The following is a 14851-nucleotide window of genomic DNA, read 5'->3' as shown; positions in this document are numbered from 1 at the left end:
TCGCCCGGCTGGCGAGCGAGGCTAGGCCGGATGAGCCGGTCGATTGGCGCGCAGCGGTGGGCAAACCGGCTAGCGACGGTCAGGTCGGAGGCGGTGGCGGCACTCAGCTGGCTGGTGGTGTGGTCGACTCACACTCAGCTGGCTGCAGCGCGACCAACCCACGCTTAGCTGGCTGGCGGTGCGGCCAATCCACTGGCGGTGCGGCCATTTCGACTGGTTGAGATGGCTGGCTCAGCTGGATTGGCTCAGATCCGACTGGTTGCGGATGTCGGGCTTGTCGTCTGGCTGGCGGTGCAGCTATTCCGGCTGGCTGAAATAGCTAACCCCAGCCAGATTGGCTCAGGCCCGGCTGGTCGCGAACGTCAGGCTCGCCCGCTGGCCGCCAGCGGTTCCTCCTCCCGGGGCCAGCGAGCGATCGCCCGCGACAGGTTTGGGTGCCAGCGCCCTTCGCCCAGCAAGTCGGCGCACTCGGTTGGCAATCCTGCGGCACTGGGGGTGTCGCAGGATTGCCAACCGAGCGCAGCAAAGCCTCACGTCGCTCAAAAGACTGTCGTTCAGAACCCCCGGCACCGCCAGCCCGGACCGGTTTCCGCAGCCGACGCCTCAAATACAGCCGACCCCTTCAGAACAGAGTCGGTTCCTCCGGAAACGCCCCTTCGATCACCAGCATCCGCCGTTTCGTCTCGACCCCGCCAGGTGCCGAAAAGCCGCCGGTGTTCTTGCCCGCTCCCAAAACCCGGTGGCACGGCACGATGATCGGGAACGGATTGTTCCCCATCGCCTGCCCGACAGCCTGCGCGGAGCCCGGCGCACCCAGCTGATGCGCGATATCCCCGTACGTCAGGACTTTCCCCGGCGGAATAGCCCGCGCGACGTCGTACGCGCGCCGGTTGAACTCCGGCACATCCCGGTAGTCCAACGGCACCGCACGCAAGTCGCGACCTTCTCCCGACAGCAGCGCGACGACATCGTCCACCACCGCGCGCAGTTCCTCCGGCACCGGCGATTCCGCCGCGTCGGGGAAGCGGGTCGCGAGATGCGCGCGCGTCCGCTCAGCCGTGCTTCCCGGCAGCGCGGTTCCGATCACCGCACCGTCCCGCCAGGCGAGGCCGCACGCCCCGATCGGGGTGTCGAACACCGTGTACCCAACCGTCATGCCGCCCAGCGTACGACTCGGCACCGACAGAAACTGGCGAGAAAACGACACGACCCTGGAGCCGCGGCGAACCCGGCCGGAGGTCGCAGACACGAGCGGGACCCGGCATGCCGATCACCATCCCGGCGAAAGACAAGCCTCGCCCAGCCGCACTCGAAAACCCAGTCAGCGATAACGGAACCCGCTGCGTTCAGCAACGCAGCCGACCACGCCAAGACAGCCAACCGAACCTCAGCCAACTGAACCTCAGCCAACCGAACCTCAGCCAGCCAGCTCCCGCTCAGCCAAACCGGAATCCCCGGTCAGGACTTCCGTTCCCGCCACCCGTTGGTCATCGGAAGCCGCCGGTCCCGGCCGAAGGCCTTGAACGTGATCTTCGTGCCCGGCGGGTACTGCCGGCGCTTGTATTCCGCCCGGTCGACCATCCGCACCACCCGGTCGATCGTCTCCGGGTCGAAGCCCGCCTCGATCAGATCCGCGTACCCGCGGTCGTTCTCGACGTAGTCGTCCAGAACGTCGTCCAGCAGTTCGTAATCCGGCAGCGAATCCGAGTCCTTCTGGTCCGGCCGCAGCTCCGCCGATGGCGGCTTCGTGATCGAGTTTTCCGGGATCGGCGGCGTTTCCCCTCGTTTGGCCGCTTCCTCGTTCCGCCACCGCGCCAGTTGCCACACGTGCGTCTTGAACAGGTCCTTGATCGGCGCGAACGCCCCGACCGCGTCGCCGTAGATCGTCGAGTAGCCGACGGCCAGTTCGGTCTTGTTGCCGGTCGCGAGCACGAGGTGTCCATCCAAATTGGACAGAGCCATCAGCAGCATCCCGCGCACTCGCGCCTGGATGTTCTCCTCCGCGAGCCCGGTCAGCCGAAGCTGGTTGACATAGACATCGACCATGTCGCCGATCGGCTCGACCCGGTAGTGGGCGCCGATCCGCTCCGCCAGGTCGGAGGCGTCATCCCGGGAGTGCGAGGACGAGTACTTCGACGGCATCGAAACGCCGTACACGTTGTCCCCGCCGAGCGCGTCCGCTGCCAGCGCCGCGCAGACCGCCGAGTCGATTCCGCCGGAGAAGCCGAAGGTAACCGTCGAGAAGCCGTTCTTGTGCACGTAATCGCGCAGTCCGACGACCAGCGCCGACCAGACCTCCGCCTCGTCCGAGAGCGGTTCGCTGATCGTCCGGGCCGAAAGCGGCTCGTACGCGGGCAATGGCGAATCGGTCAGTACCCGCCGGTGCACTTCCAGGCCGTCGAAAGAGCCCGTGGCCGACGCCTCCGCGGCGCGCAGGTCCAAATCCAGCACCAGCAGGTGCTCCACGAACTGCGGCGCCCGGGCAAGAAGCGTCCCGTCCGAGCCGACCACCAGCGAGTCACCGTCGAAAACCAGATCGTCCTGCCCGCCGACCTGGTTCGTGTACACCAGCGGCGCGCCCGCCTCGGCCGCCCGCCTCGCGATCAGCGGCAGCCGCTGCTCGTCCTTCGACCGTTCGTACGGCGACGCGTTCGGCGCGACCACCAGGTCGACCCCGGCCTTGCCGAGCGCGGAGATCGGGCCGCCGTCCTGCCAGATGTCCTCGCAGATCACCATGCCGATGTCGACGCCGTGCAGCCGCAGCACCTCGAGTTCGGTGCCCGGTTTGAAGTACCGGTGCTCGTCGAACACGCCGTAGTTCGGCAGGTGGTGCTTGAACTGCCTGGCCACTACCTCGCCGCGGTAGAGCGCCGCCGCGGCGTCGCGCGGGCCGACCTCGTCGTGGTCGAGGTAGCCGACGTACGCGAGCACTTCACCGCAGCCCGCTTCGTCGAGCCGGCGCGCCAGTTCGGTCACCGAGCGCCGGGACGCGTCGGCGAACGTGCGCCGGAGCGTGAGGTCCTCGACCGGGTAACCGGTCTGGGACATCTCCGGGAACACGACGACGTGCGCGCCCGCCTCGGCGGCCTTGCGGGTCCACTCGACGGTGAGCGCGGTGTTCCCGTCGATGTCGCCGACGGTGGTGTTGACCTGGGCCAGTGCGATGCGCAGTTGCGGCATGCCGCCATTCTGTCCCACCGCACCGACAGAAACTACGCGGAGGTGAGCCAGGGAACGGCGAAGGGCCCCTCACCCGCGGCGAGGGGCCCTCCGAAAGAAGGAATCAGGACTTCTTCATCCGCATCATGCTGCGCACCTTCTTGACCGTCTGCTCGAAGTCCGAGTCGAACGGGTTGTCGTGCACCAGATACGTCCACGTTGTGTTCGCCCGCCGCACACCGACGTCCTCGAGGTCGAGTCCGTTGTCGGTGATCTCGGCTTCCTCGAGCGTCTTCGCCGCCCGCGAGGCGGATTCGGCGATGATCTTGTGGAACTCCGGGATCGCCGCGCGGTGGAATTCGTCCAGCGGCGTCTCGCGGGCCAGCGCGCGCAGGTGGATGCTCTCGCGCACGTCGGTGAGGTAGGCCAGGTGGTCCGACCACAGCTGGTCGAGGTGGAACAGCCGGACCTCGCGGCACACCTGCTCGAGCCGCTCGGAGTCGTCCAGTTTTTCCTTCAGCTCGGCGAATTTCTCCGGCTGCGCCTTCTCCAGCTCCTCGGCCGCGAGCCCGGTGTGCAGCACCTTGTCCCGGTGCTCCAGCAGCTCGGCGCGCTGCCGCTCGATCAGCCGGGTGTAGCGCCAGGTGTTGCGGTGGATCTCCAGGTCGACGCCCTCGGCGACGCGCTGGGCGTGGTTGAGCTGCCGGTGCGCGGCCGGGTCGGTGATCTCGCCGGTCTCGGGGTCCGCGTCGATGCCGTCCGGCAGATCCGGCGCGTTCGACAGCACGAGGTCGTCGTTGAGGCTCGCGAAGAAGATCGCGCTGCCCGGGTCGCCCTGGCGTCCGGACCGGCCGCGCAGCTGCCCGTCGAGGCGGCTCGACGGATACCGCGCGGTGCCGATCACGTGCAGACCGCCCAGCTCGGCGACCTCTTCGCGGGACGCGCCGTCGCTGCCGCCGAGCCGGATGTCGGTACCGCGGCCCGCCATCTGCGTGGACACGGTGACCGCGCCCTTCTTGCCCGCTTCGGCGATGATCGCGGCCTCTTCGGCGTCGTTGCGCGCGTTCAGCACGACGCACGGCAGGTCGACCTTCGCCAGCTTCTCCGCCAGTTCCTCGGACTCGGCGACGTCCTGGGTGCCGACGAGAATCGGCCGCCCGGTCTCGTGCACCGTGCGGATCTCCTCCTCGATCGCGCGCAGTTTCTGCGACGGCGAGGCGAAGACGCGGTCCGGCTGGTCCTCGCGGACGTTCGGGGTGTTCGGCGGGATCACCGCGACCTCGAGCTTGTAGAACTCGCGCAGCTGCTCGGCGACCGCGACGGCGGTGCCGGTCATGCCCGCGACCTCGGGGTAGCGCGCGAGCAGCGCCTGCACCGTGATCGAGTCGAGGATTTCGCCCCGGTCGGTGGCGGTGACCTGCTCCTTCGCCTCGACCGCGGCCTGCAGGCCGTCCGGCCAGCGCTGCAGTTCGGCGACGCGGCCGCGGGCGGCGTTGATCAGCTGCACCTTGCCGTCGCGGACCAGGTAGTCGACGTCCCGGGTGAGCAGCGCGTGCGCGTGCAGGGCGACGTTCACCGCGGCGAGCCGGTCTGAACCGGACTCGTCGTACAGGTCGACCCCGCCGAGCGACTTCTCCACGACCGACGCTCCGGCGCTGGTCAGCCAGGCGTTGCGGCCCTCGGAGTCGGTTTCGTAGTGCAGGCCGAGCCGCAGCCGCCGGACGATCTTGGCGACCTCCTCGTCGGCGTCGTTGTGGTCGATCGAACCGGCCATGACCAGCGGCACGCGCGCCTCGTCGACCAGCACCGAGTCGGCCTCGTCGACGATCGCCACCTCGGGAGCCTTCTGCACCAGGTCGTCGGGGTGCGTGACCAGGCGGTCGCGCAGCACGTCGAAGCCGATTTCGGCGACCGCGCCGTAGGTGACCTCCTTGCCGTAGGCCTCCTTGCGCTCCTCCTTCGAGTGCGCCGGTTCGACCCAGCCGACGGTGACGCCGAGCAGGTCGTACACCGGGCCCATCCACTCCGCGTCGCGGCGGGCGAGGTAGTCGTTGACCGTGACCACGTGCACCCGGCGGCCGCGCAGCGCGTACCCGGCGGCGGCCAGCGCGCCGGCGAGCGTCTTGCCTTCACCGGTCTCCATCTGCACGACGTGGCCGGTGAGCAGGCCCATGGTGCCGAGCAGCTGCACGTCGAAGGCCCGCTCGCCGAGCTTGCGCCGGGCGGCCTCGCGGCCGAGCGCGCAGATCTCGATCAGCTGGCTGTCGGTGAACGAGGCGGCCCCGCCGATGGCGTCCCGCAGCTTGCCCGCGCGCTCGGTGAGCTCGGCGTCGGTGAGCTTCTCCAGCTCCGGTTCGAGCTTTTCGACGGCGGGCAGCAGCGCTTCGTAGCGGGTCAGCTCGACGCTGCCCGGCCGCTGGATGATCCGGCGGAGCCGCTTGCCCACCCGGCTGATCAGTGCCACCCCTGGTCTCCTCGTGTCGATGTGTCTCCGGTCGCACCCGCACTGCCCAACGCGCCGACGGTGCGTTCGAGTTCCGCACCCGGATGGCACGATCAAACCGTGTCCCGTCATCCCAGCGCCAGCCCGAAAGTCCATCCGATAGTCGCGTTAGCGGCTTCCGGCCTGCTCGCGACCACGCTCGTGGCGTGCGCGTCCAAATCCGACCAGGCCGCGCTCGCGCCGACCGTCGAATCGCACGCGCCGGTGGGCCCGGTGCCCGCCGGACTGGCGCGGTTCTACGGCCAGAGCATGACCTGGTCCGCGTGTGCACCCTACGCGACCTCGAGCGACGCGCGGTCCGCGTTCAAAGCGCAGGGACTCGAGTGCGGACGGCTCACGGTGCCGTTGAACTATGACAAACCGGACGGGCAGACGATCACCCTCGGCGTGCTCCGGCACCGCGCGAGCGATTCGGGCCAGAAAATCGGTTCGCTCGTGGTGAACCCGGGCGGACCGGGCGCTTCGGGCATGGTGGCCGCGGCGGGCCTGGTCGACCAGGTGTCGAAGTCCGATCTCGGCGACCGGTTCGACCTCGTCGGCTTCGACCCGAGGGGGATCGGGGCCAGCGAACCGCAGGTCGAATGCCTGACCGGGCCCGAGCGCGACGCCGAGCGTGCCGACGACAGCGAGACCGACGGTTCTCCCGCTGGCGTCGCGAAGCAGGAGGCGGAACAGAAGGAATTCGCCGCGAAGTGCGCACAACGGACGAAGTACGGCGACGACATGCTCGCGCACGTCGGTACGCGCGACGTCGCTAAGGACATGGACGTACTGCGAAGCGTCCTCGGCGACGAGAAGCTCACGTACCTCGGTTACTCGTACGGCACGCGCATTGGGTCCACGTACGCGGAGACCTTCCCGAAGAACGTGCGCGCGCTCGTTCTCGACGGCGCTGTCGACCCGACGCAGAGCCCGGAGGACTCACTCGTCGCACAGGGCCAGGGCTTCGGCGGCGCGTTCAACGAGTTCGCGAAGTGGTGCGCGGAGCGTCAGGACTGCGCGCTCGGCCACGACCCGGCCGCGGCGACGAAGCAGTTCCAAGACCTCACGCGCCGGCTGATCGACTTCCCAGTGCCCGTCGGCGACGGCCGCAAGCTGTCGTATGACGACGCCACCACTGGTGCCATACAGGCCCTCTACCAGCAGAGTCTCTGGGAGTACCTGAACACCGGGCTGAATGAGCTGAAGCTGCAGCGCGGCACCACGCTGGAGAAGCTGGCCGACATCTACAACGAGCGCAACCCGGACGGCAGCTACGGCACCACGCAGGACGCCTTCATCGCGGTCCGTTGCGTCGACGACCCGCGAGTCACCGATCCGAAGCAGATCCTCGAGGCCCAGGAGAAATACGTAAAGGCAGCGCCTTTCCTCGACGACGGCCGCCAAGCCAGTTCCGCCCGCGACGCCTGCGCGTTCTGGCCTGTGCCGAACACGTCGAAGCCGCACGAGCCGAACGTCGAAGGCCTGCCGAAGACCCTGACGATCTCGACCACGAACGACCCGGCGACGCCGTACCAGGCGGGCGTGAATCTCGCGAAGGCGCTCAAGGGCTCGCTGCTCACCTTCGAGGGCACGCAGCACACGGTGTTCCTTCAGGGCAACGCGTGCGTCGACAAGGCGGGGACTGCGTACCTGATCGACGGCACGACGCCTCCGGACGGCACCCGCTGTAAGGGCAACTGACGTTGCGCTGGCCCGCGACAGTCGTGGTGGCGACGATGCTCGCTGCCACGGCTTGCGCGAGCCAGCGTCCGGCGATCGAGTGGGGACCGTGTGCGCCGTACGCGCAGACTGCGTTCGAGAAGGGCCTGTACGCGGATCAGTCGGTCGACTGTGCCCGGCTGACGGTGCCTCTCGACTACACGAACTCCCAGGGCCGGACGGTGTCGATCGGTCTGCTGCGGCATCGGGCCGCCGATCCGACGCGCCGGATCGGGTCTCTCGTGCTCAACCCAGGTGGCCCTGGCAGTTCAGGGATGACTGCGGCGGCCACGCTGGCGCCAACCGCCGGGAAGCTTGCCGAGCAGTTCGACCTGATCGGCTTCGACCCTCGCGGCGTGCATGCGAGTGAGCCGCGGATCAGGTGCCGGTCGGATGCCGAGCAGGACGCTGCTCGCGCATCAGACGTCGGGAGAGCGTCCGCCTGTCTCAAGAAGACCGGCGCGGAGTTCCTCGCGCACGTAGGCACACGAGAGGTCGTACGCGACGTCGACGCGCTTCGTACGGCCCTTGGCGACGCGAAGCTCACGTACCTCGGGTACTCGTACGGCACACAGATCGGTTCGGCGTACGCAGAGGCGTACCCGGACAAAGTGCGGGCGATGGTCCTCGACGGTGCCATCGACCCCGCCCAGGACTTGCCGCAGACACTGATCGCCCAGGCCGCCGGGTTTCAAGACGCCTTCACCCGCTTCGCACAATGGTGTGCGAAGCGGCCTGGGTGCCCGCTAACCGGCGACGCGACTGCAGCTTTTCAGCGAATCGCCCGCGCCCCGGTCCCGGCGCTACCTGACCGCGGGCTGTCTTTCTCGGACGCCGTCACCGCGACAGAAGCCGCGCTCTACTCCCGCGCACAGTGGCCGAATTTGCAGCAGGCACTGGAAGAACTCGCGACCCAGCACCGCGGCACGAAGCTGCTTCAGCTGGCCGATGGCTACTACCAACGCGACCAAAATGGCCACTACAGCGGAGCCTTAGACGCCTACTACGCCGTCCGCTGCGTCGACTACGACCGTCTCCCCAATCGCGCGACTATCGACGCCACGCAACGTCAGATGCTCGCCCGCGCACCGTTCCTGACCGGCAGTTCACCCGACGCGCACGAACTCGACACTTGCTCGGCCTGGCCGGTACCGCCAACCTCGCGGACCCACCATCCGTCCGCACTCGGCTTGCCGAAGACGCTCGTCATCTCGACCACACATGACCCGGCGACGCCATACCGTCAGGGCGTAGCTCTCGCGAAAGACCTCAACGCCGCACTGCTGACTGTCGACGACGTACAGCACGCAGCGTTCCTCAAGGGCAACACCTGCGTCGACAAAGCAGCAACGGCCTACCTGATCACCACCACCGCAAGCGACGGCAACTGCTAAGGCTGCTGGTCCGTCAACAGCACCTCGTACATCACCGGGCTGTCGCGATTCGTCGCTGGCGGCACCTGCAGCCACATCCGCGCGAAGCGGCGTGGCTCGGAGGCCGTGACCCAGACCTTCACATTCACGTCCGAATGGATCTGCGGCACCAGCGTCGTCGCGACAGCCTGGGGCACGGTCCCGCCGACGCGGTAGCCGTCGACGTGCTGGATCGTCTCGCGAATTTCGGTGTTCGGCTGCCGGAGCGAGTCGAGGAGGCGGATCAGGCCGGCGTGCGGGCCGAGGAAACGGTCGACGGTAAAAGGCGTGGGACCGCTCGTTTCGCCACCCTTCGTGTCCTTGGTGGTCGCGGTCTGCCCGGAGACGGTGAACGCGAACGACCGATCGGTGAATTCCGCGCTGCCGCTCGCTTGCCCGCCGTTCCTGAGCGTCGCGTTGCCGACGAGCTTGGTCATCGGCAGGCCGGGCAGCACCCCGTTGACGCCGACCGAGAAGTGCAGGCTGCGGACCTTGGCGAAGTTCGCCTTGGCGGCGGCGAGCAACCCGTCCGCCGCGGGCAACGGGGGCGCCGCGGTGCAACCGCCGACCAGCCCGAGGAGCAGCAGCGCCGGCAGGACACGTCGGCTGAGCATGGGGGAGAGCCTACTTGGCTGGCCCGATCCTTTCGGAGAGTGTCCTTCCGGCCACTTTCGCCGTTTCGGCACACACACCAAACTGACCACTCGTGACCGTTGAGACTCGTCCCGCCCGCCGCCTGCACCGCGCCTGGTTCGTCGCGGCGGCCGCGTTCGTCGCACTCCTCGCCGCTGCCGGCTTCCGAGCCGCGCCGGGCGTACTGATCGATCCGCTGCACGAAGAATTCGGCTGGTCCCGCGCCACGATCGGGTCCGCCGTCTCGGTCAACCTGGTCCTGTACGGCCTCTTCGCGCCCTTCGCCGCAGCGCTGATGGAGCGATTCGGCATCCGCCGAGTGTCAGCTGTCGCGCTGTGCGTCGTCGCTCTCGGCGCGGGCGGCACGGTCTTCATGAGTGCCAGCTGGCAGTTGATCCTCTGCTGGGGCGTGCTCGTCGGCCTCGGCACCGGCTCGATGGCGATGAGCTTCGCCGCCATGGTCGCGACGCGCTGGTTCGTACGTCACCGCGGTGTCGTAACCGGCGTACTTACCGCCGCGGGAGCAACCGGACAGCTGATCTTCCTGCCCCTGATCGCCTCGCTCGCGGTGGACGACGGCTGGCGGACAGCGTCCATGGTCATCGCCATCGCGGCTCTCGCGGTGGTCCCGGTGGTACTGCTGGCCGTACGCGACCACCCCGCCGACATCGGCACTGTCGCGTACGGAGCGCCCGAAGACGCCGAAGTGGCGCGTCCGGCTCCGAAGGTCGGCACTGTCCGCCGAGGGTTGACCGTGCTGTTCCAGGCTGCGCGCACGCGTACGTTCTGGCTGCTCGCCGTCGGGTTCGCCATCTGCGGGGCGACCACGAACGGGTTGGTCAGCACGCACTTCGTCCCCGCCGCGCACGACCACGGCATGCCGCAAACGACCGCGGCTAGCCTGCTCGCACTGGTCGGCGTCTTCGACGTGGTGGGAACGATCGCGTCGGGATGGCTCACCGACCGGGTCGACCCACGGATCCTGCTCGGTGTCTATTACGCGTTGAGGGGAGTTTCGCTCGCCCTGTTGCCGCAGCTGTTCACGGATTCGGTCCAGCCGAGCATGTGGGCGTTCATCCTCTTCTACGGTCTCGACTGGGTGGCGACCGTCCCGCCGACGGTCGCGCTCTGCAGTCGCTCCTTCGGCGAAGCCGGTCCGATCGTCTTCGGCTGGGTTTTCGCCTGCCACCAGCTGGGCGCGGCGTTCGCCGCTTCCGCCGCAGGCGCGGTGCGCGACCACTTCGGCGATTACGCGATCGCGTGGTACGTCGCCGCCGGGCTCGCGGTCGTCGCCTCGGTCGCGTCGCTGTCGATCACCCGATCAAGCAAATCCCGGAAACCCCAGCTCGCGCAGGTGGCGTAAACCCGCCGCCGATGTGGGTGACCCGTGAAACATGGCGTTAACACGTGCTGGTTAGGGTTCGGCCATGGATCGCCAGCAGGAATTCGTGCTCCGCACTTTGGAAGAGCGCGACATCCGTTTCGTCCGCCTGTGGTTCACCGACGTGCTGGGATTTCTGAAGTCCGTCGCGGTCGCGCCCGCCGAACTGGAGGGCGCGTTCAGCGAGGGCATCGGGTTCGACGGCTCGGCCATCGAGGGCTTCGCGCGCGTCTACGAGTCGGACATGGTCGCCAAGCCGGACCCGTCCACGTTCCAGGTGCTGCCGTGGGAGACCCCGGAGGGCGGCCCGTACTCGGCGCGGATGTTCTGCGACATCGCGATGCCCGACGGTTCGCCGTCCTGGGCCGACCCGCGGCACGTGCTGCGCCGCCAGCTGTCGAAGGCCAGCGAAGCCGGGTTCACCTGCTACGTGCACCCGGAGATCGAGTTCTTCCTCCTCGCCAACCTCCCCGACGACGGCAGCGAGCCCGAGCCCGCCGACAACGGCGGCTACTTCGACCAGGCCAGCCACGCCACCGCGACGCACTTCCGCCGGCACGCCATCGAAACCCTCGAGGCGATGGGCATCTCGGTCGAGTTCAGCCATCACGAAGGGGCTCCGGGGCAGCAGGAAATCGACCTTCGCTACGCCGACGCCCTCACCATGGCCGACAACGTGATGACGTTCCGTTACGTCGTCAAGGAGGTCGCGCTGACCCAGGGCGTGCGCGCGACCTTCATGCCGAAGCCGTTCACCGACCAGCCCGGCTCCGGCATGCACACCCACGTGAGCCTGTTCGAAGGCGACCGCAACGCGTTCTACGACGCGGAGGACCCGCACGAGCTGTCCGAGACCGGCAAGGCGTTCGTCGCCGGCGTCCTGCACTACGCCAAGGAAATCTCCGCGGTCACCAATCAGTGGGTCAATTCCTACAAACGGCTGATCAGCGGCAGCGAGGCTCCGACGACGGTGTCGTGGGGGAGGGCGAACCGCTCGGCGCTCGTGCGCGTGCCGATGTACTCGCCGGGCAAGGCGTCGTCGCGGCGCGTGGAGATCCGGACGCTCGATTCGGCGTGCAACCCGTACCTGGCCTACTCGGTGATACTGGCCGCGGGGCTGAAGGGCATCGAAAAGGGCTACGAGCTGCCGCCGCCCGCCGAGGACAACATCTGGCAGCTCTCGGACTCCGAACGCCGCGCCGCCGGCTACTCGCAGTTGCCGCAGAACCTCGGCGAGGCGCTCGCCGAGATGGAGAAGTCGGAGCTGCTGCCGGAAGCGCTCGGCGAGCACGTTTACGACTTCTTCTTGCGCAACAAGCGGGTCGAGTGGGACAACTACCGGAGCGCGGTCACCCCGTACGAGCTCCGGACCCTGTTGCCGATGCTCTGACGAGGCCCCGGGCCGTGCTCCGAGGTTGGGGAGGCATCGGAACATGGGAAAAAGACTGCCCGCCGTACTCGCTGCGCTGGTCGCGGCGGCGGGCTTGGCCACCGCGCCGCCGGCGGTCGCGATGACGGCTGAGCCCGAGATCGACGCGGCCGGGCTGCACTTCGACCTCGACCGCACCGACATTCCCTCGCTGCAGCACCGGATGGCGGCCGGTGAGCTCACCGCGACCCGGCTGACCAGCGCTTACCTCGCCCGGATCCGGGTGCTGGACCCGAAGGTCAACGCCGTCCTCGCGCTCAACCCGGGCGCGCTCGCGCAAGCCGCGGCCAGCGACGTCCGGCACCGGACCGGCCGCACCCGCGGTCCGCTCGACGGGATCCCGGTGCTGGTCAAGGACAACGTCGACACGCACGACCAGCAGACCACCGCCGGTTCGCGCGCGCTGCGGAGCCGTCCGGCCAAGGACGCCACGCTGATCACCCGGCTGCGCGACGCCGGAGCGGTCATCCTCGGCAAGGCGAACCTGTCGGAGTGGGCCAACTTCCGCGCCGCGAAGCCGACTTCCGGCTGGTCCGGCGTCGGCGGGCAGACCAACAACCCGTACGTGCTGGACCACAACCCGTGCGGCTCGTCCGCCGGATCCGCGGCCGGGGTCGCCGCGTCGCTCGCGCAGGTCGCGATCGGCAGCGAGACCGACGGGTCGATCGTGTGCCCGGCCGGGATGACCGCGACCGTCGGCCACAAGCCGAGCCTCGGACTGGTCAGCCGCACCGGCGTCGTGCCGATCTCCGCGGAACAGGACACGGCGGGACCCATCGCGCGCAACGTCGTCGACACCGCGCTGACGCTCTCGGTGCTGCAGGGGCGCGACCCGTCCGACCCGGCCACCCTGCGCTACCCGTCGACCCAGCCGACCGACTACGCGAAACTCCTCCGCCCCGGCGTCCTGCGCGGTGCCCGGATCGGACTGTGGCGGCTGCCGGTGCTCGGCCCGGACACGGACGTCGTGGTCAGCAAGACGAAAGCTTCGCTGGAACGCGCCGGAGCGACGGTCGTCGAGGTGACGCTGCCGTATCAGGACCGGCTCTCGGAGCTGGAGTTCCCGGCGCTGCTGACCGAGTTCCACCGCGACATCGACGCCTACCTCGCCACGCGCCCCACCGGCCCGCGGAACCTCGCGGACCTCATCGCGTACAACCGCTCCGACCCGCTGGAACGCACCTGCTTCGCTGGTCAGGAGCTGTTCGAGCAGGCGCTCGCCGCGCCCGGCCCGAACGACCCGGCCTACTTGAAGAACCGGGCTGAGCTGACCGACCTGTCTCGCCGCTCGCTGGACGAGACCCTCGCGAAGTACGGCCTGGACGCCATCGCGTCGCCGACGAACCCGCCGGCCTGGAAGACGGACTGCAAGGTCGGCGACAACGACGTGATCCCGTCCTCGACCCCGGCCGCCGTCGCGGGCTACCCGGACGTCACCGTCCCGGCCGGTTCGGTCGGACCGCTGCCGGTGGGGATTTCGTTCATGGGCGGGCAGTGGACGGACGGCAAGATGCTCGCGCTGGCCGCGGACTACATGCGGGTCGCGCCGGTTCGGGTTCCGCCTCGATATCTGCCGCGGTTGCCTGGGTAAGGCTTTCGGGGTTGCCCGGTCGGGTGCTCTGGAGAAGGTTTGTCGCAGCCGGTCAGTGCTCTGCACTGACCGGCTTTCTTTTTTCGTCGAGCCCTGACGGTGTTGCGTGGCGGAGCTGGTCGCGGATCGTTCGGGGCTCGGGCAGTCGGCTGACCTGCCGAATTGGCTCGGGCACCCGGTCGGCGGAGGCGTGCTGCGCTCGGGGTTTCGGTCCGGCAGCTCGTTCGGAGGAGGCGGTCTGGCGGAGACCTGGGTCACTCGAGGCCCGTCAGGCGCCCCGCCGAGCGCGGTTCGCGGCGCTTAAACCGGCCCCTCCGGCCTGCTGGCGCGGCTCTGACCAGCGGCGATGCCGTTAAGTGACCCCCCTGTTTTCGGGTGGTTGGAAGGCATGTAATCTTCTCTTCGTCGCCAGGAACACCGGGCCGGCGGGGCCGAAAGCCTCACCGATCAGGAGCCAGGGCCGAGCGGGTTGACACCGCGAAACGGACCAGGTAATGTTCAGCGTCGGCCCACGAGCGGCCGCCGACTCCCTACGACTAGCCTCGTAGGTACCGGCATGCTCGACCAAAAGCTTGAAATAACGCATCGAGCTTGGCCTGGTTGATTCCGGGGCTGGTTCGGGGTGTGTTGCTTGAGAACTCAACAGTGTGCTAGTGAACTAAGCCAGTAGAGCTTAATATGAAACCCCCTCGTCGGGGTTTCCTTTGAGAATGATTGATTGAGAGTAGTCTCGATCAGACTCGTAAAACATTGTTGGAGAGTTTGATCCTGGCTCAGGACGAACGCTGGCGGCGTGCTTAACACATGCAAGTCGAACGCTGAACCGGTTTCGGCCGGGGATGAGTGGCGAACGGGTGAGTAACACGTGGGTAATCTGCCCTGTACTTTGGGATAAGCCTGGGAAACTGGGTCTAATACCGGATACGACCACTGCAGGCATCTGTGGTGGTGGAAAGCTCCGGCGGTATGGGATGTGCCCGCGGCCTATCAGCTTGTTGGTGGGGTAATGGCCTACCAAGGCGACGACGGGTAGCCGGCCTGA

The 14851-nt window shown here is 68.2% G+C and carries 9 protein-coding genes and 1 rRNA gene; 6 read left to right on the top strand and 4 right to left on the bottom strand.

Annotated features, from left to right (window positions below):
• Positions 1–622: 622 nt before the first annotated feature.
• From ACWGIC_RS31320 to secA2, 3 genes are all read right to left on the bottom strand, one after another.
• Positions 623–1156 carry a methylated-DNA--[protein]-cysteine S-methyltransferase gene (locus ACWGIC_RS31320; protein ID WP_452079503.1) on the bottom strand — a complete coding sequence of 178 codons (534 nt, stop codon included), beginning with the start codon at positions 1154–1156 and terminating at the stop codon, positions 623–625.
• 302 nt (positions 1157–1458) lie between these two features.
• Entirely contained in the window at positions 1459–3180 is a 1722-nt protein-coding gene (locus ACWGIC_RS31315) for an NAD+ synthase (RefSeq protein ID WP_452079502.1), read from the bottom strand.
• Positions 3181–3283: 103 nt separating this feature from the next.
• Entirely contained in the window at positions 3284–5623 is a 2340-nt protein-coding gene (gene secA2, locus ACWGIC_RS31310) for an accessory Sec system translocase SecA2 (protein WP_452079501.1), read from the bottom strand.
• 138 nt (positions 5624–5761) lie between these two features.
• On the opposite strand from secA2, the gene ACWGIC_RS31305 reads away from it, so the two are divergent.
• Together ACWGIC_RS31305 and ACWGIC_RS31300 are read left to right on the top strand one after the other, a co-directional pair.
• Positions 5762–7345, top strand: coding sequence for an alpha/beta hydrolase (locus tag ACWGIC_RS31305; protein WP_452079529.1), 1584 nt, complete (start codon positions 5762–5764; stop codon positions 7343–7345).
• 35 nt (positions 7346–7380) lie between these two features.
• Positions 7381–8757, top strand: a complete 1377-nt coding sequence (locus ACWGIC_RS31300) for an alpha/beta hydrolase (RefSeq protein WP_452079500.1) — start codon at positions 7381–7383, stop codon at positions 8755–8757.
• On the opposite strand, the gene ACWGIC_RS31295 is transcribed toward ACWGIC_RS31300, so the two are convergent.
• The gene (locus tag ACWGIC_RS31295; RefSeq protein ID WP_452079499.1) at positions 8754–9389 is read right to left on the bottom strand and encodes an LppX_LprAFG lipoprotein; all 636 of its coding nucleotides are present in this window, start codon (positions 9387–9389) and stop codon (positions 8754–8756) included. The genes ACWGIC_RS31300 and ACWGIC_RS31295 overlap by 4 nt on opposite strands.
• A gap of 92 nt (positions 9390–9481) precedes the next feature.
• Here ACWGIC_RS31295 and ACWGIC_RS31290 point away from each other — a divergent pair, with 92 nt between their 5' ends.
• From ACWGIC_RS31290 to ACWGIC_RS31275, 4 genes are all read left to right on the top strand, one after another.
• On the top strand, positions 9482–10771 hold the full coding sequence (locus ACWGIC_RS31290) for an MFS transporter (RefSeq protein WP_452079498.1): 1290 nt from the start codon (positions 9482–9484) through the stop codon (positions 10769–10771).
• A 64-nt stretch (positions 10772–10835) separates the two neighbouring features.
• Entirely contained in the window at positions 10836–12179 is a 1344-nt protein-coding gene (glnA, locus tag ACWGIC_RS31285) for a type I glutamate--ammonia ligase (RefSeq protein WP_344288388.1), read from the top strand.
• 43 nt (positions 12180–12222) lie between these two features.
• Positions 12223–13809 (top strand): amidase, encoded by a 1587-nt coding sequence (locus ACWGIC_RS31280; protein ID WP_452079497.1) that lies wholly within the window; start codon positions 12223–12225, stop codon positions 13807–13809.
• Between the two features lie 750 nt (positions 13810–14559).
• Positions 14560–14851, top strand: a 16S ribosomal RNA gene (locus ACWGIC_RS31275); the annotation flags it as partial.

Source organism: Amycolatopsis sp. NPDC054798 (assembly GCF_053611505.1).
This window is presented reverse-complemented; position numbering and strand designations above follow the sequence as displayed.